The organism is Streptomyces sp. R302, from assembly GCF_012927245.1.
GTDB lineage: Bacteria > Actinomycetota > Actinomycetes > Streptomycetales > Streptomycetaceae > Streptomyces.
This window is the reverse complement of record NZ_JABBGE010000007.1, coordinates 361882-387480: the sequence shown is the minus strand read 5'-3', so window position 1 is coordinate 387480 and position 25599 is coordinate 361882. Positions and strand designations below refer to the sequence as shown.

The 25599-nt window shown below is 74.5% G+C and carries 28 protein-coding genes; 17 read left to right on the top strand and 11 right to left on the bottom strand.

All coding sequences use genetic code 11. The features are described 5' to 3' along the window. The first annotated feature begins 2 nt into the window (after window positions 1-2). The 9 genes from HHL19_RS23580 to HHL19_RS23540 all read left to right on the top strand — a co-directional run bounded on the left by HHL19_RS23580 (window position 3) and on the right by HHL19_RS23540 (window position 7388). On the top strand, window positions 3-383 hold the full coding sequence (locus tag HHL19_RS23580) for a DUF742 domain-containing protein (RefSeq protein ID WP_169092285.1): 381 nt from the start codon (window positions 3-5) through the stop codon (window positions 381-383). Beyond that, window positions 364-981 carry an ATP/GTP-binding protein gene (locus HHL19_RS23575; RefSeq protein WP_169092284.1) on the top strand — a complete coding sequence of 206 codons (618 nt, stop codon included), beginning with the start codon at window positions 364-366 and terminating at the stop codon, window positions 979-981. The genes HHL19_RS23580 and HHL19_RS23575 overlap by 20 nt, the downstream gene beginning before the upstream one ends. 166 nt (window positions 982-1147) lie before the next feature. Continuing rightward, complete coding sequence (locus HHL19_RS23570) at window positions 1148-1552, top strand: roadblock/LC7 domain-containing protein (RefSeq protein WP_169092283.1); 405 nt, start codon at window positions 1148-1150, stop codon at window positions 1550-1552. 133 nt (window positions 1553-1685) lie between these two features. Next, on the top strand, window positions 1686-2780 hold the full coding sequence (locus HHL19_RS23565) for a DUF6397 family protein (protein ID WP_169092282.1): 1095 nt from the start codon (window positions 1686-1688) through the stop codon (window positions 2778-2780). A gap of 155 nt (window positions 2781-2935) precedes the next feature. Then, window positions 2936-4486: an ATP-dependent DNA ligase gene (locus tag HHL19_RS23560; protein ID WP_206325103.1), complete on the top strand. Its 1551-nt coding sequence runs from the start codon at window positions 2936-2938 to the stop codon at window positions 4484-4486. Window positions 4487-4538: 52 nt separating this feature from the next. Beyond that, window positions 4539-4913 carry a hypothetical protein gene (locus HHL19_RS23555; protein WP_169092435.1) on the top strand — a complete coding sequence of 125 codons (375 nt, stop codon included), beginning with the start codon at window positions 4539-4541 and terminating at the stop codon, window positions 4911-4913. Between the two features lie 223 nt (window positions 4914-5136). Continuing rightward, window positions 5137-5922, top strand: coding sequence for a polysaccharide deacetylase family protein (locus HHL19_RS23550; protein WP_169092280.1), 786 nt, complete (start codon window positions 5137-5139; stop codon window positions 5920-5922). A gap of 381 nt (window positions 5923-6303) precedes the next feature. Then, window positions 6304-7020, top strand: coding sequence for a hypothetical protein (locus HHL19_RS23545; protein ID WP_169092279.1), 717 nt, complete (start codon window positions 6304-6306; stop codon window positions 7018-7020). Next, window positions 7017-7388: a peptidase inhibitor family I36 protein gene (locus HHL19_RS23540; protein ID WP_169092278.1), complete on the top strand. Its 372-nt coding sequence runs from the start codon at window positions 7017-7019 to the stop codon at window positions 7386-7388. The genes HHL19_RS23545 and HHL19_RS23540 overlap by 4 nt, the downstream gene beginning before the upstream one ends. Before the next feature lie 97 nt (window positions 7389-7485). On the opposite strand, the gene HHL19_RS23535 is transcribed toward HHL19_RS23540, so the two are convergent. The 4 genes from HHL19_RS23535 to HHL19_RS23520 all read right to left on the bottom strand — a co-directional run bounded on the left by HHL19_RS23535 (window position 7486) and on the right by HHL19_RS23520 (window position 10593). After that, on the bottom strand, window positions 7486-8250 hold the full coding sequence (locus HHL19_RS23535) for a rod shape-determining protein (protein ID WP_169092277.1): 765 nt from the start codon (window positions 8248-8250) through the stop codon (window positions 7486-7488). A gap of 104 nt (window positions 8251-8354) precedes the next feature. Beyond that, window positions 8355-9542 carry a globin domain-containing protein gene (locus HHL19_RS23530; RefSeq protein ID WP_169092276.1) on the bottom strand — a complete coding sequence of 396 codons (1188 nt, stop codon included), beginning with the start codon at window positions 9540-9542 and terminating at the stop codon, window positions 8355-8357. A gap of 90 nt (window positions 9543-9632) precedes the next feature. Continuing rightward, window positions 9633-10076: an Rrf2 family transcriptional regulator gene (locus HHL19_RS23525; protein ID WP_169092275.1), complete on the bottom strand. Its 444-nt coding sequence runs from the start codon at window positions 10074-10076 to the stop codon at window positions 9633-9635. A 112-nt stretch (window positions 10077-10188) separates the two neighbouring features. After that, entirely contained in the window at window positions 10189-10593 is a 405-nt protein-coding gene (locus tag HHL19_RS23520) for an SHOCT domain-containing protein (RefSeq protein ID WP_169092274.1), read from the bottom strand. 194 nt (window positions 10594-10787) lie between these two features. Between HHL19_RS23520 and HHL19_RS23515 the strand changes: the two genes are divergently transcribed. Further along, a complete protein-coding gene (locus tag HHL19_RS23515) occupies window positions 10788-11225 on the top strand; it encodes a DUF6325 family protein (protein WP_169092273.1) in 438 nt (145 codons plus the stop codon). Between the two features lie 6 nt (window positions 11226-11231). After that, entirely contained in the window at window positions 11232-11606 is a 375-nt protein-coding gene (locus tag HHL19_RS23510; RefSeq protein ID WP_206325102.1) for an SHOCT domain-containing protein, read from the top strand. 55 nt (window positions 11607-11661) lie between these two features. Here HHL19_RS23510 and HHL19_RS23505 read toward each other — a convergent pair whose 3' ends face one another. Together HHL19_RS23505 and HHL19_RS23500 are read right to left on the bottom strand one after the other, a co-directional pair. Further along, the gene (locus tag HHL19_RS23505; RefSeq protein ID WP_169092272.1) at window positions 11662-12120 is read right to left on the bottom strand and encodes a peroxiredoxin; all 459 of its coding nucleotides are present in this window, start codon (window positions 12118-12120) and stop codon (window positions 11662-11664) included. An 87-nt stretch (window positions 12121-12207) separates the two neighbouring features. Then, entirely contained in the window at window positions 12208-12867 is a 660-nt protein-coding gene (locus tag HHL19_RS23500) for a PadR family transcriptional regulator (protein WP_169092271.1), read from the bottom strand. Window positions 12868-13033: 166 nt separating this feature from the next. Between HHL19_RS23500 and HHL19_RS23495 the strand changes: the two genes are divergently transcribed. Both HHL19_RS23495 and HHL19_RS23490 read left to right on the top strand, forming a co-directional pair. Beyond that, window positions 13034-13519 (top strand): SRPBCC family protein, encoded by a 486-nt coding sequence (locus tag HHL19_RS23495; protein WP_169092270.1) that lies wholly within the window; start codon window positions 13034-13036, stop codon window positions 13517-13519. 165 nt (window positions 13520-13684) lie between these two features. Then, window positions 13685-15097, top strand: coding sequence for an Ig-like domain-containing protein (locus HHL19_RS23490; protein WP_169092269.1), 1413 nt, complete (start codon window positions 13685-13687; stop codon window positions 15095-15097). A 7-nt stretch (window positions 15098-15104) separates the two neighbouring features. Here HHL19_RS23490 and HHL19_RS23485 read toward each other — a convergent pair whose 3' ends face one another. The 5 genes from HHL19_RS23485 to HHL19_RS23465 form a co-directional block, all read right to left on the bottom strand. After that, on the bottom strand, window positions 15105-16553 hold the full coding sequence (locus HHL19_RS23485; protein ID WP_169092268.1) for a threonine/serine exporter family protein: 1449 nt from the start codon (window positions 16551-16553) through the stop codon (window positions 15105-15107). Window positions 16554-16750: 197 nt separating this feature from the next. After that, entirely contained in the window at window positions 16751-17071 is a 321-nt protein-coding gene (locus tag HHL19_RS23480) for a cupin (RefSeq protein ID WP_169092267.1), read from the bottom strand. A gap of 53 nt (window positions 17072-17124) precedes the next feature. After that, the gene (locus HHL19_RS23475) at window positions 17125-18420 is read right to left on the bottom strand and encodes an amidohydrolase (protein ID WP_169092266.1); all 1296 of its coding nucleotides are present in this window, start codon (window positions 18418-18420) and stop codon (window positions 17125-17127) included. Between the two features lie 109 nt (window positions 18421-18529). Further along, window positions 18530-18979 (bottom strand): hemerythrin domain-containing protein, encoded by a 450-nt coding sequence (locus tag HHL19_RS23470; protein ID WP_169092265.1) that lies wholly within the window; start codon window positions 18977-18979, stop codon window positions 18530-18532. A gap of 134 nt (window positions 18980-19113) precedes the next feature. Then, window positions 19114-19698, bottom strand: coding sequence for a TMEM165/GDT1 family protein (locus HHL19_RS23465; protein ID WP_169092264.1), 585 nt, complete (start codon window positions 19696-19698; stop codon window positions 19114-19116). Window positions 19699-19992: 294 nt separating this feature from the next. Between HHL19_RS23465 and HHL19_RS23460 the strand changes: the two genes are divergently transcribed. The 4 genes from HHL19_RS23460 to HHL19_RS23445 all read left to right on the top strand — a co-directional run bounded on the left by HHL19_RS23460 (window position 19993) and on the right by HHL19_RS23445 (window position 25586). Next, window positions 19993-20721: a TetR/AcrR family transcriptional regulator gene (locus HHL19_RS23460; protein ID WP_169092263.1), complete on the top strand. Its 729-nt coding sequence runs from the start codon at window positions 19993-19995 to the stop codon at window positions 20719-20721. Further along, on the top strand, window positions 20718-22283 hold the full coding sequence (locus HHL19_RS23455) for an MFS transporter (RefSeq protein ID WP_169092262.1): 1566 nt from the start codon (window positions 20718-20720) through the stop codon (window positions 22281-22283). Before HHL19_RS23460 ends, HHL19_RS23455 begins: the two co-directional genes overlap by 4 nt. Window position 22284: 1 nt before the next feature. Then, a complete protein-coding gene (locus HHL19_RS23450; RefSeq protein ID WP_169092261.1) occupies window positions 22285-23421 on the top strand; it encodes a PP2C family protein-serine/threonine phosphatase in 1137 nt (378 codons plus the stop codon). A gap of 245 nt (window positions 23422-23666) precedes the next feature. Beyond that, window positions 23667-25586, top strand: coding sequence for a CocE/NonD family hydrolase (locus HHL19_RS23445; RefSeq protein ID WP_346768392.1), 1920 nt, complete (start codon window positions 23667-23669; stop codon window positions 25584-25586). Window positions 25587-25599: the final 13 nt, after the last annotated feature.

The window sequence follows — 25599 nt, the reverse complement described above, 5'->3', positions numbered from 1 at the left end:
CCATGACCAGCCAGTGGTACGACGCCGACGCCGGACCGCTCGTCCGGCCGTACGCGATGACCGGCGGACGCACCAAACCCGGCCCCAGCAACGTCAGGTTCGACCTCATCGCCCTGGTCGTCGTCGACGAGGACCCACCGGGCCGCGCCGAGGAGGACCTCCTCGGCCCCGAACACCGCGCCCTGCTCTCCCTCTGCCGGGCCGAGACCCAGTCGGTGGCCGAACTCGCCGCCGACGCCGACCTCCCCGTGGGCGTCGTCCGGGTCCTCCTCGGCGACCTCCTCGAATCGGGCTTCGTACGCGTCAGCCGGCCCGTACCGCCCGCGCAGCTCCCCGACGAACGCATCCTGAGAGAAGTGATCGATGGCCTACGAGCGCTCTGACAGCACCGGCGCGGACGGCGGCGCCGACACCGCTCTCGCCCTGAAGATCCTCGTCGCGGGCGGCTTCGGCGTCGGCAAGACCACCCTGGTCGGGTCGGTCAGCGAGATCCGGCCCCTGCGCACCGAGGAACGCCTCAGCCGGGCCGGCGAGCTCGTCGACGACACCGGGGGAGTGGACCGGAAGACCACCACGACCGTGGCCATGGACTTCGGCCGCATCACCATCCGCGCGGGCCTCTCGCTGTACCTCTTCGGCACCCCGGGACAGGACCGCTTCTGGTTCCTCTGGGACGAGCTCTCGCAGGGCGCCCTGGGTGCGGTCGTCCTCGCCGACACCCGCCGTCTGGAGGACTGCTTCCCCGCGGTCGACTACTTCGAGCACCGGAAGATCCCGTTCGTCGTGGCCGTCAACTGCTTCGAGGGCGCCCGCTCCTACGGGGCGCAGGAAGTGTCCCGCGCCCTCGATCTCGACCTGGGCACACCGGTGCTGCTCTGCGACGCGCGCGACCGGGACTCCGGCAAGGAGGTCCTCATCCGCGTCGTCGAGTACGCCGGACGGATGCACACCGCCCGACTCCTCGACAGCGTCGGAGGCTGAACGGGCGTCACGGGCCCGCGGGCGTACGACGGCACACCCGGGCGGATCGGGGTGCTTGCCCTGTCCACGACAGTGCGTAAGGCTTGCCGCGACACGCGGTCCGTACGGCGCACGCGGGCACGGGGCCCGGCCGGCGCGACCGCACCGAAGAGGGGGAGGACACCGCATGGCGCTGGACAAGGGGCTCGACTGGCTCCTGGACGATCTGACCCGGCGGGTCGGACCCATACGGCACGCGCTGGTGCTGTCGAACGACGGCCTGGTGACGGGCGCGAGCGGCGAACTCGTCCGGGAGGACGCGGAGCACCTGGCCGCCGTCTCCTCCGGACTGCACAGCCTCGCGCGCGGCTCCGGCAGGCACTTCCGGGCCGGCCGGCCCCGGCAGACGATGGTCGAGTTCGACGAGGCGCTGCTGTTCGTCACTGCGGCGGGCGAGGGCAGCTGTCTGTGCGTGCTCAGCGACGCCGAGGCCGACGTCGGCCAGGTCGCGTACGAGATGACGCTGCTGGTCAACAGGGTCGGCGAGCACCTGGGCGTCGCGGCGCGTCAGCCGGGCGATCCCACCGCCTGAGTTTTCCACAGGCGGTTGTCCACAGGTCGCGCACGCACCGTCACTCTCCGTTACGTTCATGGGTGTCGGGTTCGCCTGAACCCGGTCCCGGTCGATGGGCCGGAGTGAACGAGCGGGAGAGGCGGCGGACGCCATGACGGTGGACGAGACGACACGGGCGGTGGCACCGGTCCGAGCGGCGGAAGAGCTGGAACTGAAGCGCGACGAGTTCCGGCTCGCCGTCCGGATGGGGCTGATCAGGACCGTCCCGAACCCGGTCGCCGTCCCGGACCCACGGGGAGCGCACCGGGACCGGCCGCCCGAGCGGCGCCCGGTCGCGCGCGCCGAGCTCGACCGGCTCAAGGCGGCGCCGGACTTCCCCGACGGCCTGCGGGAGCGCGTGCGCGCCGTGGGCGCGGGGGAGGCCGCCGCGCTCCTCTCCATCGCCTACGACCGCTTCAACCGCCTGGCCCGCACCGGCCACCTGAGCCCGGTCCGCTTCTACCTCAACCGCTACCGGGCCGTGGTCTGGCTCTACCTGGCCGCCGAGGTCACCGAATTCGGCGAGAAGAATCCCGGACTGCTCACCGGTCGGCTCCCGGCCGACGTGCGCGAGCGGGACGCCGCCGGCGAGGACCTGCGCGCCAGGAACTGGCGCTCCCGACACCTGTCCCTCCTCCTGCGCGACACCGACGACCCCTGGGCCCGCGCGGCGGCGATCGCCTCCCTGCTCGACCCCCTCCAGGTCGCGGAGGTCGTCGACGACCCCTACGAACGCACCTACCTCGACCGGCTGCGCCCCGTGCCACCGCCGGGCGTCCCCGTCTCGGGCGCCGCCCACGAGACCGCCGCCCGCCTCGTCCGCGCCGACGACCCGGACGAGATCCTCTGGCACCGGATGAGCCTCGCCCTGGCCCTGGACGAAGCCCGCACCGCCCGCCAGGCACCACACCCGGGTGAGCGCCGACGACCGGCGCCGGAACAGGATTCGACTCCGCAGCCCGAGCACCCACCAGCGGCGGAAGCCACGGAGCGAGAGGAACCGGCGCGGGAGGCCGAGCCCGCGGTCGCCCCGCCCACACCCCGGCCCCTGCCCCCACCCGGCCGCCCACGCACCGACAGGGCTGCGCCGCCGCCGGGCCGGGCGACAGCCACCCGGCGCCCGGGACTGCTGCGCCGCATCCGACGCGCCCTGCCTGGCAGGACGACGACAGGCGGGGGGTGGGGCGAGGGACACGACTGGCGTTGAGAAACCGAGAGGCGGGGGCGGTGGGGCTGGGGATGGTGGGGGCCCGGGTGTCCACATCGGCGTCGGCTCCCTCCGGCGAACTTCAGTCGATGGCGAACAGTTCGCGGAGCTCGGGTGCGGGTGCGGGTATCTGGGTGGGCGGTGAGGATGGGGGCATGTTGTTGGCTCGTGTCGCCGAGGTCTCCCGGGAGGTGGCCGCCGCGCCGGCGCGGTCGCGGAAGATCGCGTTGCTCGCCGAACTGTTCGGGGAGGCCACGCCCGAGGAGAGTCCGCTCGTCATCGGCTATCTCTCGGGCCGGCTGCCGCAGGGCCGGATCGGCGTCGGCTGGAGCACGCTCAAGGAGGTCGTTCCGCCCGCCGTTCCCCCCGTCGACGTGCCCGCCCTGACGCTGGCCGGGGTGGACGCGGCGATGGAGGAGCTCGCGGGGGTCGCCGGGCCGGGGGCGAAGGGGGAACGGGCTCGCAGGGTGCGGGAGTTGTGCGCGGCGGCGACCGTCGAGGAGCAGGAGCTGCTGGTGCGGCTGCTCTCGGGTGAGGTGCGGCAGGGGGCGCTGGACGCCGTCGCGCTGGAGGGCGTCGCGAAGGCCGCCGACGTGCCCGCCGCCGAACTGCGGCGCGCCGTGATGCTGGCGGGCTCGCTGCCGCCGGTGGCCCAGGCGGTCCTCGCGGACGGGCGCGCGGCGCTCGACCGGTTCACCCTGCGGGTCGGGCGGCCCGTGCAGCCGATGCTCGCGCACACGGCCGGTTCCGTCGCCGAGGCCGTGCGGGCGCTGGGGCCGTGCGCGGTGGAGGAGAAGCTGGACGGCATCAGGATCCAGGTGCACCGGGACGGGGAGGAGGTGCGGGTCCACACGCGTTCGCTGGACGACATCACCGCCCGTCTGCCCGAGGTCGTGGCCGTCGCCCGCGAGGTGCCGTCGGGGTCGTTCATCCTGGACGGCGAGCTGATCGCCCTCGATCCCGGCAGCGGCCGGCCGGCGGCGTTCCAGTCCATCGCCGGGCGGGTCGGCTCGCGTACGGACGTCACCGGCGCCCGGGCCGCGCTTCCGCTCACCCCCGTCTTCTTCGACGTCCTCGCCGCCGACGGGGAGGGCCTCGTCGACCGGCCCGGCCGCGAGCGGCACGCGGTGCTCGTCCGGCTGCTGCCCGAGGAGCGCCGGGTGCGCCGTCTGGAGGTCGCCGACGCGGAGGATCCGGCGGGGCGGGAGGCGGCGGAGCGGTTCTTCGCCGACACCCTGGCCCGGGGGCACGAGGGCGTCCTGGTCAAGGCGCTCGACGCGCCGTACGTGGCCGGGCGGCGCGGCCGGACCTGGCTCAAGGTGAAGCCCGTGCACACCGTCGACCTCGTGGTCCTCGCCGTCGAACGGGGTCACGGGCGCCGCACCGGCTACCTCTCCAACCTCCACCTCGGCGCCCGCGCGGCGGACGGCAGCGGCTTCGTGATGGTGGGAAAGACCTTCAAGGGCCTCACGGACGACATGCTCCGCTGGCAGACGGACCGGCTCGCGGAACTGGCCGTCGAGGACGACGGGTACACGGTGAGGGTCCGGCCCGAGCTGGTCGTGGAGATCGCCTACGACGGCCTCCAGCGCTCCACCCGCTATCCCGCCGGCATCACCCTCCGCTTCGCCCGCGTGCTGCGTCACCGCCCCGACAAGGCCGCGGCCGAGGCCGACACCGTCGAGAGCCTCCTCCCCACCGGCTGACGGGGGCGCGGAGAAGGAGGATGCTGGAAGGGTGGCACGTGGTCGCGAGGAGATGAACGACGTGTACGACTTGCACATCGACACCGACGTCAACGTCCAGCTGAGTGACTGCCGCCGGGCGGACGCCCGGGCGGTCTTCGACGTCCTCGACCGCTACTACCGGCTGGAGGACGTGGAGCCCGCCGCCCCGGCGGAGACAGGACCGGCCACCACGGTCTGGATGGCCACCTTCGACACGTCCGGCGGCCGGCGCGAGAGCACGCCTCCCCCCGCCCTCGGCGGGAAGGTGGCCGCCGTGCTGACCGGTGGGTACCACGCCGTCGCCCAGGTCGAGAAGGTGCTCGCCGCCGACTTCGACATCGAGTCCCTCCAAGCGGTCTCGGGCGATCAGGAGACCGAGGCGCGGCTGCTCCTCGCCTCCCGCTGAGCCACCCGGAGACCCTGGACACCCCGGGACACCTCCTGCACCCGGACGGAGCGGACGGGCCCCGTCCGGGGCGGAGTGATGCCCGCGGACGGGAAGAGGAGACCCCCCTTCCGACCTCGGTATACACCGTGTGTAGAGTTCACGGCGGCCTTTCGGTTCCCGCGCCTTGACCAGCGCGGACGGGGCCGCGTCACACACGAAACCGGGGAAAGCGGGTACCACCATGTTCCGATCCAGTCCGGGCCGTCACGGTGGGAGGACCGCCGCCGTGCTCGCCGCCGCCACGCTCATGCTCACTCTCGGCGGCTGCGGGGTGGACCCGCTCACGCCGCAGGCCGCGCGGGCCGAGTCGGGCGGCGACGACAAGGCGGGCGCGGACTCCCGCCGGGTCGACTGCGCCAAGGTGAAGTGCATCGCGCTCACCTTCGACGCCGGACCGGGCAAGGACACCCCGCACCTCCTCGACGTCCTGAAGGAGAAGAGGGTCCCCGCCACCTTCTTCCTCCTCGGCCACAAGCACGTCGACCGCTATCCGAAGGTCGTCAAGCGGATCGCGGACGAGGGTCACGAGGTCGCCAACCACACCTGGTCCCATCAGATCCTCACCGACCTCGACGAGAACGAGGTGCGGGAGGAGCTGTCCCGCACCCAGGACGCCGTAGAGAAGATCACCGGCCGCAAGCCGGTCCTCATGCGCCCGCCCCAGGGCCGCACCGACTCCATGGTCAGTGACGTCAGCAAGGAGCTCGGCCTCGCGCAGATCCTCTGGAGCGTCACCGCCAAGGACTACTCCACGACCGACTCCGCCCTGATACGGCAGCGCGTCCTCGACCAGGCGCACCGCGACGGCATCATCCTGCTCCACGACATATACGACGGCACCGTCCCCGCCGTCCCCGGGATCATCGACGAGCTCCAGAACCGCGGCTACACCTTCGTCACCGTCCCCGAACTCCTCGCCCCCGGCACCGCCCGCGCCGGAGCCGTCTACCGGCCCGAGAAAGACTGACCGACGCGCGCTGGGTGACCCGACTCACACCGTTCACCCCGAAGTATCCGGAACACAGAGCAATCGTTCACCGTTCACCCTTATGTGACGGCGAAGGAAGCCGGTCCCCGAGGATCCCCCCCAGAGGTGACCGCCCTTCACCCCGTCACGGTGAGTGGCCCCGGCTGGAACCCCCCGTCCAGCCGGGGCTCCGCCATGTCGGGGGCCGGCCACGCGCGGGCGGCGCACAGCGCGCGAGGGGCGCGTACGACGGCGCGTTCGACCCGTTCGAGTGAGCTCACGCATGGCGGCCGTCGTCACGGGCAGTGATCGTTCGGGCCGGTCGGTGATCATCCTCCGGCCCCCCGACCAGGCACCGCGCCACCGTCCGAGGGGGGACCCATGTCGCTCGCCACCGCACCGCTCGCCCGCCGGGCGCTGCCGGCCGCCGCCGCGCTCGCGCTGCTCACCGGCTGCACCTCCGTCCACCCCGACGTGCCGGGACCGCCCGCCGTGCCTGCCGGGCGCGCCGCGCAGGACGCGCTCCTCAGGGCGGCCGAGCGCCGGCTCGTCGACGACTGCCTGACCGACCGCGGCATCCGGGCCACCGCCGAACCACGCGCCCCCGCCGGGGACCGGGCCCTCCAGGCCGCCCTGTTCGGGACCGGGCCCCGTGAACTCTCCGTGACGCTCGCCACCGGCGCCACCGTCACCGCCCACAGCGACGGCTGCCTGGCCGCCGCCAAGGACCGGCTCTACGGCGACCAGCACCGCTGGTTCCAGGTCCAGGTCGTCGTCGACAACCTCCGCGCCGAGGCACAGGCCCGCTACCGCGACGACCCCGCCCACAGATCCGCCCTCGCCCGCTGGACGGAGTGCGTCGCCCCGGCGGGCCGCCCCCGCCCCGAGCGCCCCGACCCCGAGGAGTCCGCCCGTTGCGCGCGGGAGACCGGACTCGACGCGACCCGCGCCCGACTGGAGCGCGCCGAGCTGGCCGAGGTGCGCGCCCTGCACCGCGACGAGCTCACCACCTACCGGCAGTTGCGCGACAGCGCGCTGCGGCGGGCGGTCCTGCTGCCCGCGCCCACCCCACCACCGAAAGGCAGAGCCACCCCGTGAAGCGCTTCCTGGCCACCACGGCCGCCACCCTCTTCGCCGTCACCACCGGCCTCACCGCCGCAGCCCCCGCCACCGCCGCCGAATGCCCCTCCGGACACTTCTGTGTCTGGCAGGACTCGAACTTCGGCGGACAGCGGGCCAACTGGAGCGGCGACGACGGCTGGTGGGAGAGCTGGATCTCCGACACCGACTCCTCGTGGGCCAACCACGGCATCTCCGGACCGGGGATCAAGGACCACGTGCGGGTCTACGAGAGCGCCTGGCAGGGCGGCAGCATGACCATCTGCCTCGCCCCGGGCCAGGAGGTGGGGTACAACGCCGCGGCCAACGATCGCGGCGACTCCCACATCTGGGCGACCGGCTGCTGACGCGGCGCCCCACGCGCCCGCGCCCCACGCGCCCGTACCCCACACGGCCGCGCCCCACGCGCCCGCACCGCAGGCGCCGGCGTCCGGCGCGTCCCGGTCACCGGGTGCGTCGGGCCCCCGGGTGGCGGAGCGCCGAGGCGAGCATCAGGCCCGCGCCCCGGACGACGCTGGTCGCCGGGTCGTTGGCCAGCCGGACCCGGGCGCGCAGCACCTGGGCGAGGCGCGCGGTCACGTCGAGCCGCAGCGCGCCGCCGCCGGTCACCAGGACTCCCCGGCGCAGTGCTCCGCGCACCGCGCCGGTGGCGTCCTCGCGCCACATGTCGCTCACCATGTCGGCGGCGGTGCCCACCACCGCGTCCGACACCCCGCCGTACGGGGGCAGGTCGTCGACGCCGAGCTCGGCGAGCCGCGCGTCCTGCACCTGTCCGTCCACGACGAGCGTGACCTCGGTCAGCCGGGCGCCGAGGTCGACCACGAGCAGCGGGCCGCCGCCGGGCGGCCCCGCGTAGGCCGCGGCGGCCCGGGCGCTGTCCACGGCGATCACCCGGACCGGCCCGAGACCGGCGACCACCCGGCGGGCCGCCTCGCGCTCGGCCGGGGCGGCGAGCACCGGGTGGGTCAGCATCACGACGGTGTCGTGGCTCTCGCCGCCCGGGGCGGAGGCGGCGAGGCGCTTGAGGAGCAGCAGCTGGGCGGAGTCGTCCGACACCCGGCCGCGCCGGACCGCCGTGCTCGGCACGTCGGCGAAGACGCCCGCCCCCGGCGCCCAGGCCCGCGTCCGAGAGCTGCCGATGTCGAGGGCGATCCCCCGCACCGGCCGCCGCGCGTCCAGGTGGGTGCCACCGGCTCCGTACGATCCCATCGCTTCCGTCCATTCCCTGTCGGCCCCGCTGAATGCGAGGCCGATCCGCGCCCACACTATGCAGGATCCTCTGCGGGAACGCTACGGCGCTTGGGGATCGAAGGTCAGGCCGCGGTGCCGAGCCAGAGGTCCGGGCCGAAGACCTCGTAGTGGACGTCGGCGGCGGCGACCCCGGAGGCGACGAGGTCGCCGCGGACCGCGCGCAGGAAGGGGAGCGGGCCGCAGAGGTAGGCGTGCGTGCCGGCAGGGAGTTCCAGGGCGGTCACGTCGGCGCGGCCCTCGCGCGCGCCGGACGCGCCCGGAGCCTCGTACCAGAGGTGCAGGCTGCCCTGCGGCAGCCGGCCGACGAGCTCGCGCAGCTCCTCGGCGTGGGCGTGCGCCTCGGGGGAGCGGTCGGCGTGCACGACGACGACCGGGCGCTCGGCGCCGGTGGCGGCGAGGTGGTCGAGCATGGCGAGCATCGGGGTGCTGCCGATGCCGGCGGAGGCGAGCAGCAGCGGCCCGTCGCCCTCGGGCAGGACCAGGTCGCCGAAGGGCGCGGAGACCTGGAGGACGTCGCCGGCGGCCGCGTGGGTGTGGAGCCGGTTCGAGACCTCGCCCGCCGGGTCGCCGTCGACCCGCTTCACGGTGATCCGCCAGGCGGGGCGGCCCGGGGCGCTGGAGAGGCTGTACTGGCGGATCTGGTGGGCGCCGTCCGGGAGGGCGACGCGCACGCTCACGTACTGGCCGGGCCGGAAGGGCGGCAGCGGCTCGCCGTCCGGGTCGGTGAGCGTCAGGGAGACGGTGTCCGCGGTCTCCTCGCGCCGCTCGGAGATCCGCACCGGGCGCCAGACCTGGCCGTCGTCGACGCCCGCCTCCTGGTAGAGGCGGCTCTCCAGGGCGATGAGCGCGTTCGCCATCAGCCAGTACACCTCGTCCCAGGCCTGGGCGACCTCGGGGGTGACGGCCTCGCCGAGCACCTCGACGATCGCGGCGAAGAGGTGCTCGTGCACGATCTTGTACTGGTCGGCCGTGACGCCGAGCGAGGCGTGCTTGTGCGCGATGCGGGAGAGCAGGGTGTCGGGACGGGTGTCCGGGTGCTCCAGGAGCGCGACGGCGAAGGCGGCTATGGAGCCGGCGAGCGCCTTGCGCTGGTCGCCGTTGGCCTGGTTGCCGCGGTTGAACAGGTCGCGCAGCAGCTCGGGGTGGGCGTCGAAGAGCCGCCCGTAGAAGCGCTCGGTGATCCGGTCGAGTGCCCCGCCGACGGCGGGCAGGGTGGCGCGGACGACGGGTACGGCCTGCTCGGACAGCATCGGAACTCTCAATCTGGTAGATGATCTACGTATTTAAAAGGCTGGGGAATCCCGTGTGACGGAGGCCGCACGGGCAGGGGTGGGAGGGGGTCAGGAAGGGGTGCGCGGGGTGAGGGAGAGGAGGACGGGACCGGTCGGCGAGCGTACGAGATCGGCCACCGTCAGCGGGTCGAGCGTGCGGTAGAAGGCGTCCTGCGCCTCCCGCAGCGCGCCCCGGAGCCGGCAGGCCGCCCGCAGCGGGCACGGCGGATCGCCCTCGCAGCCGACGACCTCCTCCTCGCCCTCCAGCGTCCTGGTCAGCCAGCCCACCGAGGAGCGCCGGCCGAAGTCGGTGAGGGCGAGCCCGCCTCCGCGTCCGCGCCGGGCCTCCACCACGCCGAGGTGCTGGAGCCGGGTGACCACCTTCGCCATGTGGGCGTGTGGCACCGCCAGCTCCTCCGCCACCACGCGCGTGGTGACGGGCTCCTCGTCTTCGGCGACCGCCAGGCGCATCACGGCGCGCAGGGCCAGGTCGGTGAACTTGGTCAACCTCACGGCACGACCGTATCAAAGCGGCATCCCGGACTCGCATTAGGGTGCGTGTCCGGGATGCCGGGGGGCAGCGGGGCCCGCAGAGCGGGCGGGGTGGGGGGGGGAGGGGGGAGGATCAGGCGAGGATCTTGGCCTTCGCCTGCTGGAACTCCTCCTCGGAGATGGCGCCCTTCTCCTTCAGGTCGGCGAGCCGGGCCAGTTCGTCGGTGGCGCTCGGGGCGCCCGCGCCGGCCTGGGTGCCGGCCGTCTGCCGGATGTACTCCTGGAAACGGGCCTCCGCGTCCTTCGCCTGCTTGGCGTCGCGCAGCCCCATGCCCTTGCCGCGGGCGATCACGTAGACCAGCACGCCGAGGTAGGGGAGCAGGATGCAGAAGATCAGCCACCCGGCCTTCCCCCAGCCGCTCAGCTCGTGGTCCCGGAAGATGTCGGTGATCACCTTGAAGAGCAGGAAGAGCCACATGATCCAGAGGAAGAACCACAGCATCGTCCAGAAGACGTTCAGGAGGGGATAGTCGTCCATTCCCGCGCACTCCGTTCCCGCCGGCCGGAAGGCCGGGCGTTGGAGCGAGTCTCACTCGCCCGGCCCGGACCCGCACGTCGTGGCGGACTGCCGGGGCTCGGCGTGCGGGCCCGCGTCCGCCGTGGTCGCATGGAGATCCCGTACGCGGACGGCGGCCCCGCCCCGGAGGAGCGGAGAGCCAGGAGCGGAGAGCCATGGGACCGGTGGAATTGGTGGTGCTCGCCTTTCCGGGCGAGCGGCTGAAGGTGGCGGCCGTCGCCGCGATCGCCGAACTCCGCAAGGAGGGACAGGTCAGGCTGATCGACTCGCTCGTCGTCGTGCGGTCACCGTCCGGGGAGGTCTCCACCTCCGAACTGATCGAGTACGACGAGTACGACGAGGCCACCGCCGAGATCGGCCCCGAGGCCAATCTGCTCGGCCCCGAGGACGCGGCCGAGGTCGCGCAGTCCCTCGAACCGGACTCCTGCGCGCTGATGCTGCTCGTCGAACACATCTGGGCCGGCCGGGCCGCCGAGGCCATCCGGGAGGCGGGCGGCCGCATCGCGGCCCGGGTGCCCATCCCCGACGGCCATGTGGAATTGGCACGCGCCGCCTACGAGCAGGCGGTCGCCGCCGCCGCGGGAAGGAGCTGACACCCGATGTTCATGCGCCGCCGCCCCCTCGTCCGCCCCGTGGTCCGCCCCGCCGGAGCGCCGCTGCTTCGCGGTGCCCTCGTCGGCGGAGCCGCGTACGCCGCAGGCCGCAGCGCCGCCCGGTCCGCCCGCCGCGAACAGGACCAGGAACAGGCGATCGCCGATCTTCAGTACCAGCAACAGGCCCAGCAGCCGCCCCCGCAGGCGGCACCCGCCGCGCCGCCCCCGCCCCCGCAGGCCCCGGCCGCGCCTTCGCCCGGCGGGCAGGCCGGCGCCGAGGGCCTGACGGAACAGCTGACCCGGCTCGGCGCGCTCGCCAAGGAAGGACTGCTCACCCCCGAGGAGTTCGCCGCGGCGAAGGCCAGGCTCCTCGGCGTCTGAACCCGAGGAGGACGGGGCCCGGGCGGACGGGCCCGGGCCCCCGCCGGTCGGCCGATCAGCCGGTGCGCAGCGCCGCGAGCGTGGCAAGCGCGCGGTCCGCGTGGGCGCTCATCCGCAGCTCGCTGCGGACGACCTCCTTGACCCGCTGGTCCTGCCCGATCACGAACGTGACCCGCTTCGTCGGCGCGAGCGAGAAGCCGCGCCGCACGCCGAAGCGCTCCCGTACGGCACCCTCGGGGTCGGAGAGCAGCGGATAGCCGAGCGAGTGCCGCTCGGTGAACTCCTTCTGCTTCTCGACCTCGTCGCCGCTGACGCCCACCGGCAGCGCGCCCGCCGCGCGGAACTCCGCGGCCAGATCGCGGAAGTGACAGGCCTCGGCGGTGCAGCCGGGCGTCATCGCCGCCGGGTAGAAGAAGAGGACGACCGGCCCTTCGGCGAGCAGCCCGGAGAGGGAGCGCGGGGCGCCGGTCTCATCCGGAAGGGTGAAGTCCTCGACGAGATCGCCGACGTTCATGGGGTCCGCCCCTTCGTCGGGCGCCCGGTCTCCCGGTGTCCGCCCGGTCCGCGCCCGCCGGCCTCCCCGACGGACTACCCGAGAGTTCTACCGCAGGGTAGGAGCCGCCGTCACCCCGCGCCCGCCTTCGCCGGGCGTCACCCCGTGCCCGCCTCCGCCGGGAGCCACCTCGGGGCCGGGTCCGCCGAGGCCCGCGGCGATCCGCGCGTCCAGGACCGCGAGTACGCGTTCGCCCCAGCGGAGGTTCTCCTCCTCCAGGAGCCGGCCCCGCATCAGCGTCAGATACGGCCCGACGCGCTCCGCCTCCCGCAGGTACGTCTCCTCGTCACGGCCGCCGAGCAGCCACTCCCGCAGCCGTTCGTACCGGGCCAGCTTGTCCCGGGAGACCTCCATGTGCCGTGCCACGAAGCCCCGTACGGCCCCGGTGTCGCCGCCGTCGCAGGCCTGCACCTGCACCATCAGCTCGTCGCGCACCGCCGTGGGCCGCGGCGGCACAGAGGTGAAGGAGTCGAGGTCCCGCCGGCCCTCCGGGGTGAGGCTGAACATCCGCTTGTTCGGACGCCGTTCCTGCTCGACCACGCGCGCGGCGATCAGCCCGGCCTCCGAGAGCCGGTCGAGCTCGCGGTAGAGCTGCTGGGGGGTGGCGGCCCAGAAATTGGCGACGGACACGTCGAAGATCTTGGCGAGGTCGTATCCGGATGCCTCGCCCTCCAGAAGAGCTGCGAGGACGGCGTGCTTGAGCGACATCCGGACACGCTAGCAGTCCGTTGAATAGTTTCCTCCGCACCTATTCAACGTTCGGAGGATCCACGGCCGCCCGGTCCTGCCTGGCACCCCGCCCCGCCCCTGCCTAGGCTGGATCACCACGACACCACGGGGGAGACGACCGGGGGCCGGAGGAGCGAGCAGCGCCATGGAGACCGACGCGTACGTCTACACCAGCTACATCAGGACCACCCCGGACGAACTGTGGAAGGCGCTCACCGAGCCGGAACTGACCCGGCGCTACTGGGGCGTGGCCTTCGAGTCGGAGTGGACCCCCGGCGCGCCGATGGTCTGGGACGAGGGCGACCGCCGGACCGCCGACCCCGAGCAGGTCGTCGTCGAGGCCGTGCCGGGCCGCCGGCTCGCGTACACCTGGCACACCTTCACCCCCGAATGGGCGAGGGCCGTCCGCCTGGACGACGAGGTGTACGGACGCCTCGCCCGCGAGCGCCGGTCCACCGTCGCCTTCACCGTCGAACCCTCCGGCGACACGGTCCGGCTGACGGTCACGCACAGCGGCCTGGAACCCGACGGCATCATGCGGGGACTCATCGGGGAGGGCTGGCCGGCGATCGTCTCCAGTCTGAAGTCCCTCCTGGAGACCGGGGAGGAGCTCCCCGAACCGCCCCGCTGACCCATTCGAGTCGTCTCGCGGACCTCTCGCCCGCCACGCCCATGCCCTTGATCATCTTTTTCTCCTCTCGTCGGTTCTGATACTCCGGTCGGCGCCCGCCCGCCGGCTTCCGGCCGGTCGGCATCGGTCAGCACCGGTCAGCGACGAAAGGGGAGGGTGTCCGACGTGCCGTCACACCGATACGTACAGGGGCGGGGAGCGCTCTCCCTCGCCGTCGGGGCCGTACTCGTCACCACCGCCGCCGCGCAGCCGCCCCCGGACGGCCACCCGGGCACGGCGACCGCGCAGGCGCCCGCCGTGGTCACGGTCGGCGTCTGCCCGGCCGCCGTCGGACTGTGCCGGCTGTACCCCACCACCGTGACCCTCGACGACCCCGATCCCGACCCCGACTCCGACCCCGACCCCGACCCCGACTCAGAACTCGACCCCGACCCCACCCCCGCCCCGGCACCCGCCACCGTCACCCTGCCCCGCGCCGCCACAGGGCCCGTCGACCTCGCCCTGCGCACCCCCGGGCGGCTCACGGACGTCACCGTCACCGACCGGCGCGGACGCCGGATCGCCGGACGCGCCGGCGCCGACGGCACGCGCTGGACCAGCGAGGTCGCGCTGCCCGCCGGAGGCACGTACACCGCCCGGCTCGTCGTGGAGGAGCCCGGGGACGGCGGCCCGCGCCGCCGGACCGTCCGGATCGCCGTGCGGACCGCGAAGGCCCCGGCGGGGGAGCGGCTCACCGTGGTCTTCGGTCCCGGAGGCGGCCGGCGGGGCCGTACGTACGGGGTGGGCCAGCCCGTCACCGCGGAGCTCAGCCACCCCGTCCCGGCCGGCGACCCGTCCGCCCGCCGGACCGTGGAGCGCGCCCTGGAGGTACGCAGCGAGCCCCGGGTCGAGGGGGCCTGGCACTGGGTGGACGCCGACACCCTGCACTACCGGCCGCGCGCCTACTGGCCGTCCGGCGCCACCGTCCGGATCCGCTCGGGCCTCGACGGGGCCCGCGTCACCGACCGGCTCCACGGCGGCCCCTCACGGCCCCTCACCTTCACCACCGGCGCCCGCGTGGAGGCCGTCACCGACGTCGCCGCCCACGAGATGCGGGTCTACCGCGAGGGCCGCCTGCTCCGCGTCATCCCCGTCACCACCGGCAAGCGCGGCTTCCGCACCCGCGTCGGCACCAAGGTCGTCCTCGGCAAGGAGCCGCTGGTCCGGATGCGCGGCGACTCGATCGGCATCGCCCGCGGCAGCCGCGAGTTCTACGACCTCAAGGTCCGCTGGGCCACCCGGGTGACGTGGAGCGGCGAGTACCTGCACGCCGCCCCCTGGTCCCTGGACGCCCAGGGCAGCGCCGACGTCAGCCACGGCTGCACCGGCATGTCCACCGAGGCCGCCCGCTGGTTCTACCGCACGGTCCGCGAGGGCGACCTCGTCCGGGTCGTCCACGGGTACGGCGCCCTGATGACGCCCTTCGACAACGGCTACGGCGACTGGAACCTCGGCTGGCCCGAGTGGCTGCGCGGCAGCGCCCTCGGCGCCCGCACACCCGGCCACGCCGCCGCGGGCCCGCTGCGCCCCGAGCTCTGAGGACGGTTCAGCCCCCGGCGGCGCCCGGCGCCTTCGCCGGTCCGGTCAGGCCCTCGGCCGGCTCCTGCGCCCGGCGCTCCGCCCGGTCCGCGTCCCGGACGGGTTCGGGGGTGCTCGGCGCGGGCTCGCCGAGCATCAGCCGGGGGCGGCGCTGGAGTCCGGCGCCGACGAGCACCCCGAGGGCGATCGCGGCGACCGTGATCACCGTGCCGACCAGGCTGTTCAGACCGCCGCCGGTGTCCTTCTCGACGATGATCTCCGAGACGCTGGTGAGCCCGACCGCGCCGGGGACCAGGAGCCAGAAGCAGGGCAGGAAGACCACCTGGTCGGGGGTGCGGGAGCGTTTCTCGATCCAGGTCGCCATCGGCGGCAGCACCGCCCCGGCGGCGAAGGCGCCGAAGGCCGCCCCGGCGAGCTCGGAGGCGGCCGACTGCACCAGCCGCTCCACGAGGAGCGCGCCGAGCAGCCAGCCGGTGACCCGGGGCGGGGCGGAGAAGTACAGCAGGAAGCCGAAGCCGAGCAGCAGCACCCCCACCCAGGGCGCCCAGTGCCCGAGCGTCTCGGCCGTCTTCCCGCCGGAGGGGCGCGGCCGGAGGAGTTCGGAGCCGACGAGGATGCCGAGCGAGAGCAGGAGCAGCACGGTCAGCGCGCCGGCCAGCCGGGAGAGCCCCGACAGCGCGGCCCCGGTGGCGAGTTCGATGGCGCCGAGGGTGAGCGCCGCACCGGGCAGGAAGGCGATGAGCGGCGGGATGTAGAGGACGGCGGGGTTCTCGTGGAGGAGGGGGCCCGCCCAGCGCAGCGCGGCGGCCGTGACGAGGATGGCGGTGACCACCGGCAGGGCGGTACGGGCCGCGGGCAGGCGGTCGCCGAAGAGGCGCAGCAGACCGACGCCCGCGCCGAGCACCGCGTACCCGGCGACGGCGGGCACGGTCGCGTGCCGCATGGTGCCGAGCCCGACGGTCAGCAGCACGTACCCGAAGACGGTGGCGGCCGGGCTGAACCGGTCCGGCCGCTCCCGGTTCTCCCGCAGCGCGCGCCGCACCTCGCCGAACGGCACCTCCTCCGCGAGCATCCGGCCGACCAGCGCCTGGAGCGCCTCCACCTGGTCGAGCCGGAGGTCGGGCCCTTCGACCGGGGCGAAGTCCAGCTCGCCGCCGCGCCCGTCCGGCCCGCCGCCGACCCGGACGAACAGCCCGGTGGGGACGACGAAACAGCGGGCCCTGGTGCCGTAGCGGGCGGCGACGTCGTGCAGCGTCCGCTCGACCTCCGAGCTGCGCTCGGCGGCCCGCAGCAGGTCGGAGCCGAGCTCGCAGAGGAGCGAGGCGAGGTCCCGGAGCCGTTCCCGGTCGGCGGTGTCGTCCTCCGGCAGGGTGACGGTGCCGGTGCGTCGCCGGGGCCGCAGCGCCGCCGCGCGCCGCGCGAGACCGCGCACATCGAGTCGGGACAAAAGCCGCATTCGTGAACGTTAACAGGGGGGTGCGTGATGAGCGGGGCGGGGCGGGTCGAGGGGGGGTGAGGTGGGCGAGGGGGGGGCGAGGTGGGGCGGTGCGAGGTGGGGCCGGAGTGGCGGGGCGTCAACCTCCGTTCTCGCTTCGCTCCTTGAGGGTCGCCTGCGCGCCTGGTCGCCTGGGTCGTTTGGGGAACCGACCGCCGTCAGTCGTTGACCGCCGTCAGGAGGACCACGCTGTCCTCCACCGCGGTCAGCCCATGGCGCTCCTTGGGCATCTCCAGCAGCTCGCCCGCGGACAGTTCGTGCGTCCGGCCGGGGCTGGTCAGGCGCACCCGGCCGGTCAGCACCTGGAGGCTGGACGCCTGGGGGGCGAGGTGTTCGTCCAGGGCCGTGCCGGCCGTCAACGCGATGACGCTCTGCCGCAGCACGCCGTCGTGCAGCACCCGATGGGCGCTGCGCCCGTGCGGTGCGGCGCGAGCGGCGGCCAGGTGCTCGTCGGCGAGGGCGGTGAGATCCAGGTTCATACCCCCAGCCTCGCGGCTGCGCGCGAGGACGCAACTCGGGGCCGGCGCGCCGCCTACTCCACCGGCAGCAGGGCCCCCGTGAGGTGGTCGTACGCCACGTGCGCGTGGAGGCGGACGCCGGTGACGAGGGTGTCGTCGTCGGCGTAGAAGTGCGGATTGTGGTTGGCGACGAGACCGCGCCCGCCCTCCTCCGGCACCGGCTGTCCGTCCGGGCCGAACACCGTGTCCTGGACGCCGAGCATCACGTACAGGCCGCCGAAGCGCTTGACGAACTCGGAGACGTCGTCGTATCCGAGGGTCTGCCCGGTCTCGGTGACGCGCTCCTCGCCGACGACCCGCCGGAAGGTCGGCAGTCCGGCCGCCACCCACGGCGCGGTGTGGTGCACGGGCGGCACCGGCTGGAGGTACCGCACCTCGGCCGTGGCCCCGTACGCGGCGGCCGAGTGCTCGGCGAGGCGCCGGAGCCGCTGCCGCACGTCGTCCATGTCGGACTCCTCCGCGCAGCGGATCGTGCCCCAGAGCGTCACCGTCTGGCCGATGATGTTGAACCGGCCGACGTCCTCGATGTGCCCGATGGTGACGGTGACCGGGTCGAAGGCGGACACCTGGCGGTACAGCTGCCCGATCCCGGTGAGCACCGCCCCGGCCGCGGGCATCGGGTCGACGCCCTGCCACGGCGTGGAGCCGTGCACCTGCTGGCCGGTGATCGTGATCGAGACCAGGACGGAAGCCCCGTACTGGTTCCCCACGCGGTAGCCCAGGGACCCCTTCGGGGCCGGGGTCACGTGCATCCCGAAGGCCATGGTCGGCACCGGGTCGGTGAAGGCGCCCGCGTCGACCATGGCGAGCGCCCCGCCGGTCTCGGTCACCGGCGGTCCCTCCTCGGCGGGCTGGAAGACGAACATGACCGTGCCCGGCAGCCGGTCGCGCACCCCGGCGAGGACCGTCGCCGCGCCCATCAGCATCGCCGTGTGGCAGTCGTGGCCGCAGGCGTGCGAGACGGGGAACGGGCCGCCCGGGTACTCCTCGTCGACCACGGTCGAGGCGAAGTCGACCCCGCACAGGTCCTTCACCGGCAGCGCGTCCGTGTCCGCCCGCAGCGCGACCACCCGGCCGTCGCCTCCGGCGGCGGTCCCGCGCAGCACGCCCACCACCCCGTGCCCGGCGATGCCGGTCCGGACCTCGTCGAGGCCCAGGCTCCGCAGATGGTCCGCGACCAGCCGGGCCGTCTCCGCCTCCCGGTTGGACAGCTCGGGGTGCCGGTGCAGATGGTGACGCCAGGCGATCACCTGGTCGGAGACCTCCCCGGCCAGCCGGTCGAGCTCGCCGTGGACCGGATCGTCGCTCATGCGGCGTCCTCTCGTGAGTGCGTGAGTGCGTGAGTGCGTGAGTGCGTGAGTGCGTGCGTGCGGGTCGGGCGGGTCGGGCGGGGTGCGGGGTGACGGGCAGGCGCGCCGGTCACCCGCCGGTGAGATCGCGGAGCGCGAAGTCGTCGGGCAGCGGGGGCGAGAGGCCGTTGAGGGCCGCGACCAGTTTCTTCTCCTCGTACGTGAAGTGCGATTCGACAAGCGCGATCAGCCCGTCGAGCAGGGTCTGGAGACGGACCAGGAGCTCCTCCACCTGGAGGTGGTCGTGGGCCAGCTCGTCGAGGACGGGGCGCAGCTCGGGGTGGGCCTCGGCGAGCGCCGGAAAGACGCCGCCGTCCTCCGCGGTGTGGTGGCGGGTGAGCGCGGAGCAGAAGGCGAGGCAGTGCGCCCGCAGCTCGCGGGGGCGCTCACCGGCGCCCGACAGGTGGTCGTCGAGCCCGGAGCGGAGGGCGACGAGCTCCTCGCGGAGCCAGAGGTGCACGTGGACGAGCTGGTTCCCGAACGCCGCGAGGCGGTCGGCCGGTTCGGAGGCGGTGGCCATCCGTGCATGATCGCACCGGCGACCGACAACGGGGCCCGTACGGGGAAGGGGTGGGTACGACTCCGGGGCCGTACCCACGCGTGTGCGGGTACGGCCCCGGGGGCGGGCGAGGTGGGCGGAGCGGGCGGGGCGCGTCAGCCGGTGAAGACCTCGACGAGGGACCAGATCGCGAGGCCCGCCATGCAGACGCCGCCGACGCGCTGGACCGTCTTGAGCGGCACCCGCTTGGCGATGAAGCGGCCGGCGACGAGGGCCAGGGCGGAGACCGAGGTCAGCGCCAGGAAGGAGCCGATCGCGGTCGACGCGGTGCCGTTGGTGGCGGCGAGGTTGGCGGTGGTGATCTGGGTCAGGTCGCCCCACTCGCTGATGAAGACGGCCATGAAGGCGGTGGAGAAGACCGGCCAGAAGCCGGTGACGGTCCTGCCGCCCGCGTCGTCCTCCTCGTCGTCGCCCCCCGCGCGCAGCAGGACGAACGCGCCGAAGCCGAACATCAGCGCGGAGACGAGTTTGACGATCCAGCCGGGGAGCAGCCCGAGGAGGCTGCCGGCGCCGACGGCGATGGCGACGTGCACCGCGAAGGCCGCGGAGGTGCCGAACCAGACGTACAGGGGACGCATGCGCGTGCCCATGGCGAGCGACGCGAACATCGTCTTGTCGGGAAGCTCGGCGAGGAAGATGAGCCCGAAGGCGGTGACGATCGCCAAGGGGTCGAGGTGCATACCGGCGCTCTCTGCTCGGTCCGGGCCCGGCGGCTCAGCACGGCACCTCGGTGGGCGACGGGAGGACCACTCGGCCCGGCATGACGGACCACGCCCACGGGGTCGTGGACGTGGTGATGCCTGGCCGAAGGTCTCGCCCGTCCGCGTCACGCGCGGACCCGGTCACCGGGAACCCGGGGGTTCCAGTGTGTCGACGACCGGTTCGCAGGGCTACTCCCCTTCGCTGTCCACCAGTGTAACCGATGGGCGGGGAGGGTAGTAGACGGTGTCTACGCGAGCTGGTAGACAGTGTCTATGTCTCACCCTGTACCTCAGGACCAACCTCAGGATCGACCTCGGGGGGATCGGCCTCACGATCAGCCTCACGATGAGCTTCGGGATCAGCTTCGGGATCAGCTTGAGGGCCGGACGCACGATCCGACGGCCGGCCGGTCGCAGCTGCGCGAGCGGCTCGTCAGGACCGGCGTCGCCCTCGTCGACGCCGAAGGGGCCCAGGCCCTCACGCTCCGCGAGATCGCCCGCCGCGCGGGCGTCTCCCACGGCGCGCCCCGCCGCTGGTTCCCCACCCATCTCGACCTGCTCTCGGCCATCGCCCGCGAGGGCTTCGCCGAACTCGCCGCCAGGGTCGCCGAGGCCGACCGGGAGGCCGACCGCACGGACGCCGGGCCCCGGGCGCGGGCCGAGCTCCTCGCCCGCCGCTACCTCGCGTACGCCGCCGAGCGCCGTGGCATGTACGAGCTGATGTTCCGCCACGACCTGCTGGAGAGCGGCCGGCTGGGGCTGCGGGAGACGAGCCTGCCGCTCTTCGCCCGGCTCACCGCCCTCGTCGCCGAACTCCGCCCGGCCGCCGTCACCGGCGTCGCCCCCGTCACGGCCGCCGGTGCGCTCTGGGCGAACCTCCACGGTCTCGCCCAACTCCGCCACTGGGGCAGCCTCGCCCTCGCCACCGGTTCCGACGACCCCGAGACGCTCGTCCGCGCCACCCTCGACGCCCACCTCGGCCCGGCGGACCCTCCGCGATGAGCACCACCTCCACCACCTCCACACGCACCCTCGTGTGCAGCGTCACCGGCGCCGCCGTCGTCGCCCTGGACGGCACCGTCCTGACGCTCGCCCAGCCCGCCCTCCAGCGCGACCTGCACACCGGCGTCGCCCAGGTCCAGTGGACCGGCACCGGCTACCTCGTCGCCGTCGCGAGCCTCCTCGTCCTCGCCGGGCGGCTCGGCGACCGCCACGGCCACCACCGGGTCTTCGCCCTCGGCGCCCTCGGCTTCGCGGCCGCCTCCGCCGGGATCGCGCTCGCCCCCGGCATCGGCGCCGTCGTCCTGCTCCGGGTCCTCCAGGGGGTCTGCGGGGCGCTGCTCCAGCCGGCCACCCTCGGCATGCTCCGCACCGCCTACCCGCCGGACCGACTCACCCGCCCCATCGCGCTGCGCACCGGCGCCATCGGGCTCGCTGCCGCGGCCGGACCCCTCCTCGGCGGCGCCCTGGTCTCCGCGTACGGCTGGCGCGCGGTCTTCCTCCTCGGCGTGCCCCCGACCCTCGCCGTCGGCCTCCTCGCCCTCACCGTCCGCGAGCCCCACCGGACGGCTCCGGCACGCGCGCGTGCCGGAGGCGGGTTCCCCTCACGCGCGCGTGCCGACGGCGAGTCCCTCGCACCCGCGCGTGCCGGTGGCGACCTCGTCGCACGCGTGCGTGAGGGTCGCGAGTCCCCCGTACGCGCGCGTGCCGGTGGCGATCCGCTCGGTGCCCTGCTGCTCGCCCTGGCGCTCGGGCTCCTCGTGCACGGGCTCGTCACGCTCCCGCACCCGGGCGCGGGTGGGCGGGCCGCCGTCACCCTCGCCGCCTCGGCGGTCGCCGCGCTCGCCCTCGTACGCCACGAACGGCGGGCCCCGGACCCGCTGCTGCCGCCCGCGCTGCTGCGGAGCCGGCCCGTGGCCGCCGGGCTCGCCGCGCTGCTCGCCGCCTCCGCCGCGCTCTCCGGCACCCTCTTCGTGGTCACGTACTTCCTCCAGGAGACGCAGCGGCTCGACCCGCTCGCCGCCGGGGTGCGGTTCCTGCCGCTCGCCGTCCTGATGGTGCTCGGCGCCGCGTTCTGCCCGCCGCTCCAGCGGCGGCTCGGGCCGCGGGGCGCGGCCCTCGCCGGCGGCGCCCTGCTCACCTCCGGGGTCCTGGTCCTCGCCCGCCTCGACGGCGGCGCGGGAGCCGTGGCGACCGGGACCGGCGCGGCGCTCCTCGGCGCGGGTTTCGTCATCCTGATGGTCACCGCGACCGCGGCGATCGTCCGCCACGCCCCCGAGGCGAACGCCGGGGTCGCCGGCGGGCTCCAGCAGACCGCCATGAACACCGGCCCCGCGCTCGGCGTCGCCGGCGCCGCCCTCCTCCTCGCCCTCGTGCCCGGCGGCGGTTTCGTCCCCGCGGAAGGGGCCGCGCTGCCCGCCCTCGCGCTGCTCGCGGCGCTCACCCTGCCCGCCGCCCTCGCCTTCCCCGAGGGGCGCGGTGGCCCGGGCGGTGGCCCGGGCGGTGGGACACGCCAGCCCGGCGGCGCACGCCGGTCCCGCCGCCCGTTCTGCGTACGATCATGAAATGCACGCAGCTGGTCCCCGGCCCCGGCCACGGCCCGCTCCCGGGGCGCGGACCCAGGTCACCCTCGGGCGCGCCCTGCCCGTCCTGGTCATGGCCGTGGTCGTCGTCGCGGACCTCGTCACCCCGGACTCCGAGCGCCTCGACCGGCTCCTCATCACCGTCCCCGCGCTCGCCGCCGCCACCTGGAGCGTCCGGGGCACCATCGGCCTGGGCCTCGTGGCCATGGCCCTGAGGGCCCTGCTCGTCGTCGCCAGGGACGAGTTCGCCGCCGACGAACTCCTCGCGAGCGAGGGTCTCATCCTCGGCATCACCGCGGCCGCCGCCTGGGTCAGCGCGGTCCGCACCCGCTACGAACGGGACCTCGCCGAGGTCACCGCCGTCGCCGACGTCGTGCAGCGGGTCGTGCTCCGCCCGCCCCCGCCCCGGATCGGCCCCGTCGAACTCCATCTGCTGTACGTCGCCGCCGCGGCCAAGGCCCGCATCGGCGGCGACTTCTACGAGGCCGTCCGGATACCCGGCGCCGTCCGCATCATGCTCGGAGACGTCCAGGGCAAGGGCCTCGGCGCCGTCGAGACGGCCTCCGTCCTCCTCGGCGCCTTCCGCTCCACCGCCTACGACGCGCCCGACCTGCCCGCGCTCGCCGACCGGCTCGACGAGGGCCTGGCCCGCTACGCGGCCTGGGACCCCGAGTCCGACGCCGCCGAACGCTTCGCCACCGTCGTCCTCGTCGAACTCCCCGACGGCGGCGGCACCGCCCGCCTCCTCAACTGCGGCCACCCCGCCCCGCTCCTCCAGCACGGCGACGAGGTCACCTCCGTGGACGTCGCCGACCCCTCGCTGCCGCTCAACCTCGCGGGCCTCGCCGACTCCCGCCACCGGGTCGAGGAGTTCCCCTTCGGCCCCGGGGACCGGCTGCTGCTCTACACCGACGGCGTCAGCGAGACCCGCGACCGGGCCGGCGTCTTCTACCCCCTGGAGGAGCGCGCCCGCCAGTGGGCCGCCGCCCCCTCCGGCCAGGTCCCCGAACTCCTCCACCGGGACCTCGCCGCCTACGTCGACGGCGGTCTCGACGACGACGTCGCCGCGCTCCTCGTCGTCCGCACCGGAGGGCAGGGCGCGCCGGACGAACCCCGCTGACAGGGGTGCCGGGCGGTGCCGAGCGGCTCCGGGTGGGGACGGACGGTCCCAGACGGCCGAGCAGACCCTGCGGAACGGCTTCGTCCGCTCCCAAACGTCGAGTTCGCGGCAGCCTGGATCGTTCCCGCCCCGTTGCGTGATCCGTGCGCCCTTCGTGCGCTCTGGCCGCTCCCTTCCCGATACGTGAGGCTTGTGTGGGTCCGTGTGACGGACCGTCACGCCCCAGTCGAGAGGAACGGGTGCACGTGCCCCAGCCCAACCCCATCACCGACGGCCCGTCCGAGGAGTTCCCGGGATTCCCCGGCATCGGCGCGGCTCTCACCGAGGCCCTCACCGAGGCCGACACGGACCGCCTCGCCGCCGACGGCCTGTGGGCCTCCGGCGGCACGGTCCACCCCGAGGCCGTCCGCCTCGGCCAGACCCTCGTCACCGCCCTCCTCGCCGACGGGGCGCTCCCGGACGGTACGCTCCCCGCCGCCCTGGCCGAACGCGTCGCCCGGGTCCGCCGCCTGGCCCTGCCCGGGTACCACCGCATCGAGACGGCCGACGGCCACCGGCTCTCCGCCTTCAGCCTGCGGCAGCTCGGCCCCGGCCCGCACCCCCTCGTCGTCCTCCCCTCCGGCTGGACCCCCTTCGGCTGGGGCCTCTTCCCCGGCGCGTACGTCGCCCTCGCCCTGCGCGGCTACCACGTCCTCGCCTACACTCCGCGCGGCCTCGGCATCCCCGGCCTGCCCACCACCTCCGAGGGGCACGTCGACGTCGCGGGGCCGCACGACGTCGCCGACGGCTCGACCGTGATCGACTTCGCCGTCGAGCGCTTCGCCCCCGCCGTCACCGGCTTCATGGGGGAGTCGTACGGCTCCGGCATCAGCCAGCTCGTCGCCGCCCACGACGAACGCGTCACCGCCGTCGTCGCCCTCAGTACCTGGGGCAACCTCGCCACCAGCCTCTACGAGAACCGGACCCGGCACCTCGCCGCCGTGAAGGCGCTGATCGGCTTCACCGGCGGGCCCGTGGAGGAGAAGTTCGACGAGGCGAACCGGAGGATCCTCGACGACTTCCTGAACGACCGGAACCTCGACGCCGTCGTCCGCTGGGCGGAGCGGCGCTCCCCGGAGACGTACGCCGACCTCACCGACGACCTCGGCACCCCCACCTTCTACTCGAACACCTGGCACGAGAGCCTCTTCGCCGTCAACCAGGCGGTCGACGCCTTCGACCGGCTGCGGGTCCCCAAGCGGCTCAACCTCTGGATCGGCGACCACGCCGCCCCCGAGGGCGCCGGCCTCCTCGGCACCCGCCCCGGCGCCCCCGACCCCGTCCTCGACGAGGCGTACGCCTGGCTCGACCACCACCTCAAGGGCGCGCGCAACGGAGTGGAGAGCTGGGACGAGGTCTGCGCCCAGGTGATGTTCACGTACGTCACCGAGCCCGTGACCGACCCGGTCACCGGGCAGCCCACCGGCGCCCGGCGGATCGTCGAACCCGCCGTCCGCGAGTCCCGCCCCACCTGGCGGGACGTCACCGCCGGCCACGAGGTCCTGGCCCTCACCGGGGAGGGCGCGGGCGGCACGGACGGCGGACTCGTGCCCGTGGGTGGGGACGGGGACGGGGAGGGGGAGGGGGACGGCCGGCCGGTGACCGGGTGGCGGCGCACCTTCCTCGCGGGCGTGGACACCGAGGCCACCGCGATGGGCGAGCCGCTGAGGACCGGGCAGGAGGAGTGGAGGGGCAACCCGAAGATCTACGACACCCGCAAGATCGACCGGCGGCACGCGCTCGCCTGGGCCACCGAACCCCTCGTGGCGGCCGACGGCGGCCCCGTCGGCCGGCGCGTCCGCGGCGTCCCGAGGCTCCGTCTCACCGTCCGCTCCACCGTCACCACGGCCTGCCTCGTCGCCCACCTCTTCGACGTCGCCGAGGACGGCACGGCCCGGATCGTCACCCACGAGCCGCTCAACGCCTACGACCTGACGCCCGACCGGGACACCACCGTCACCTGGCGCCTGCAGGCCGCCGCGTACGACATCCCGGCGGGCCACCGGCTGATGCTCGTCGTCGACAGCAAGGACCCGCTGTACGGCGACGCCTCCGTCACCTGGACCCAGACCGAGATCGGCTCGCCGACGGGGGCCGCGTCCGTCCTGGAACTGCCCCTGGGCTAGCCGGCCGCCGGGG

Coding starts and splice junctions, on each gene's coding strand:
- HHL19_RS23580 (WP_169092285.1), top strand. CDS start 3: ATGACCAGCCAGTGGTACGACGCCGACGCCGGACCGCTCGTCCGGCCG.
- HHL19_RS23575 (WP_169092284.1), top strand. CDS start 364: ATGGCCTACGAGCGCTCTGACAGCACCGGCGCGGACGGCGGCGCCGAC.
- HHL19_RS23570 (WP_169092283.1), top strand. CDS start 1,148: ATGGCGCTGGACAAGGGGCTCGACTGGCTCCTGGACGATCTGACCCGG.
- HHL19_RS23565 (WP_169092282.1), top strand. CDS start 1,686: ATGACGGTGGACGAGACGACACGGGCGGTGGCACCGGTCCGAGCGGCG.
- HHL19_RS23560 (WP_206325103.1), top strand. CDS start 2,936: ATGTTGTTGGCTCGTGTCGCCGAGGTCTCCCGGGAGGTGGCCGCCGCG.
- HHL19_RS23555 (WP_169092435.1), top strand. CDS start 4,539: ATGAACGACGTGTACGACTTGCACATCGACACCGACGTCAACGTCCAG.
- HHL19_RS23550 (WP_169092280.1), top strand. CDS start 5,137: ATGTTCCGATCCAGTCCGGGCCGTCACGGTGGGAGGACCGCCGCCGTG.
- HHL19_RS23545 (WP_169092279.1), top strand. CDS start 6,304: ATGTCGCTCGCCACCGCACCGCTCGCCCGCCGGGCGCTGCCGGCCGCC.
- HHL19_RS23535 (WP_169092277.1), bottom strand. CDS start 8,250: ATGGGATCGTACGGAGCCGGTGGCACCCACCTGGACGCGCGGCGGCCG.
- HHL19_RS23530 (WP_169092276.1), bottom strand. CDS start 9,542: ATGCTGTCCGAGCAGGCCGTACCCGTCGTCCGCGCCACCCTGCCCGCC.
- HHL19_RS23520 (WP_169092274.1), bottom strand. CDS start 10,593: ATGGACGACTATCCCCTCCTGAACGTCTTCTGGACGATGCTGTGGTTC.
- HHL19_RS23515 (WP_169092273.1), top strand. CDS start 10,788: ATGGGACCGGTGGAATTGGTGGTGCTCGCCTTTCCGGGCGAGCGGCTG.
- HHL19_RS23510 (WP_206325102.1), top strand. CDS start 11,232: ATGTTCATGCGCCGCCGCCCCCTCGTCCGCCCCGTGGTCCGCCCCGCC.
- HHL19_RS23505 (WP_169092272.1), bottom strand. CDS start 12,120: ATGAACGTCGGCGATCTCGTCGAGGACTTCACCCTTCCGGATGAGACC.
- HHL19_RS23500 (WP_169092271.1), bottom strand. CDS start 12,867: ATGTCGCTCAAGCACGCCGTCCTCGCAGCTCTTCTGGAGGGCGAGGCA.
- HHL19_RS23495 (WP_169092270.1), top strand. CDS start 13,034: ATGGAGACCGACGCGTACGTCTACACCAGCTACATCAGGACCACCCCG.
- HHL19_RS23485 (WP_169092268.1), bottom strand. CDS start 16,553: ATGCGGCTTTTGTCCCGACTCGATGTGCGCGGTCTCGCGCGGCGCGCG.
- HHL19_RS23480 (WP_169092267.1), bottom strand. CDS start 17,071: ATGAACCTGGATCTCACCGCCCTCGCCGACGAGCACCTGGCCGCCGCT.
- HHL19_RS23475 (WP_169092266.1), bottom strand. CDS start 18,420: ATGAGCGACGATCCGGTCCACGGCGAGCTCGACCGGCTGGCCGGGGAG.
- HHL19_RS23470 (WP_169092265.1), bottom strand. CDS start 18,979: ATGGCCACCGCCTCCGAACCGGCCGACCGCCTCGCGGCGTTCGGGAAC.
- HHL19_RS23465 (WP_169092264.1), bottom strand. CDS start 19,698: ATGCACCTCGACCCCTTGGCGATCGTCACCGCCTTCGGGCTCATCTTC.
- HHL19_RS23460 (WP_169092263.1), top strand. CDS start 19,993: ATGTCTCACCCTGTACCTCAGGACCAACCTCAGGATCGACCTCGGGGG.
- HHL19_RS23455 (WP_169092262.1), top strand. CDS start 20,718: ATGAGCACCACCTCCACCACCTCCACACGCACCCTCGTGTGCAGCGTC.
- HHL19_RS23450 (WP_169092261.1), top strand. CDS start 22,285: ATGCACGCAGCTGGTCCCCGGCCCCGGCCACGGCCCGCTCCCGGGGCG.